Genomic DNA, 1062 nt, shown 5'->3' on the forward strand with positions numbered 1-1062 from the left:
ATCATACAAAATAAGCAACATTAACAGAACTGTTGGTGCTATTGTAAGTAACGAAATTTCTAAAATTTATGGCCATTTAGGCTTACCTGAAGACACGTTAAATATAAACTTTACCGGTTCTGCAGGACAAAGTTTTGGTGCTTTTGGTGCGCATGGTTTAACATTTAAATTAGAAGGAAACACAAATGATTACCTTGGTAAAGGCTTATCGGGTGCTAAACTAATTGTTAAAAAACCAACTAAAGCTAATTTTGTTGCCGAAGAAAATATTATTGTTGGTAATGTGTGTTTATTTGGCGCCGTACAAGGTGAAGCCTACATTAACGGTATTGCTGGTGAGCGTTTTGCTGTACGTAACTCTGGAGCAACTGCAGTTGTTGAAGGTGTTGGAGACCACTGTTGTGAATACATGACAGGCGGTAAAATAGTAGTACTTGGCAAAACAGGTAGAAACTTTGCCGCAGGTATGAGTGGTGGTTATGCTTTTGTTTTAAATGAAGCCAATCAATTTACAAATGGTTTATGTAATGAAGAAACTATTGATTTTGATCCAATTACTGAAGCTGATGAAGCAGAATTGAAACAACTTATTACAAACCACGTAGCATACACAAACAGTAATAAAGGTAAAGACATTTTAGCAAACTGGAATGATTACTTAGCTAAGTTTGTAAAAGTAATGCCAAAAGAATATAAAGTAGCTTTAGAAAGAATAGCTAACGAAGAACCAATGGTTGAAGAATTAACAATTGCATAGTCATGGGAAAAGCAACAGGATTTAAAGAATTTGAAAGACAAGACGAAGCTTACAAGCCAGTAGATGAGCGTGTAAAACATTACAAAGAATTTACTGTTCCGTTATCTGAGGAAGAAATTACAAAACAAGGGTCGCGTTGTATGGACTGCGGTATTCCGTTTTGCCATAGTGGTTGTCCGCTAGGAAATTTAATTCCAGATTTTAACCACATGGTTCATCAAGGTGAATGGCAAAAAGCTTCATGGATATTACACTCTACAAACAACTTCCCAGAGTTTACAGGTAGACTATGCCCTGCACCATGT

The 1062-nt window shown here is 36.3% G+C and carries 1 protein-coding gene and 1 pseudogene; both read left to right on the forward strand.

Translation table 11 applies throughout. The annotated features are described in order from the left end of the window. On the forward strand, positions 1-757 hold a 757-nt coding region (locus FUA24_RS10595), incomplete at its 5' end, for a GltB/FmdC/FwdC-like GXGXG domain-containing protein (RefSeq protein WP_449441425.1). A 2-nt stretch (positions 758-759) separates the two neighbouring features. Next, positions 760-1062: pseudogene (gene gltD / locus FUA24_RS10600) on the forward strand (glutamate synthase); the annotation flags it as partial.

The organism is Seonamhaeicola marinus, from assembly GCF_008085455.1.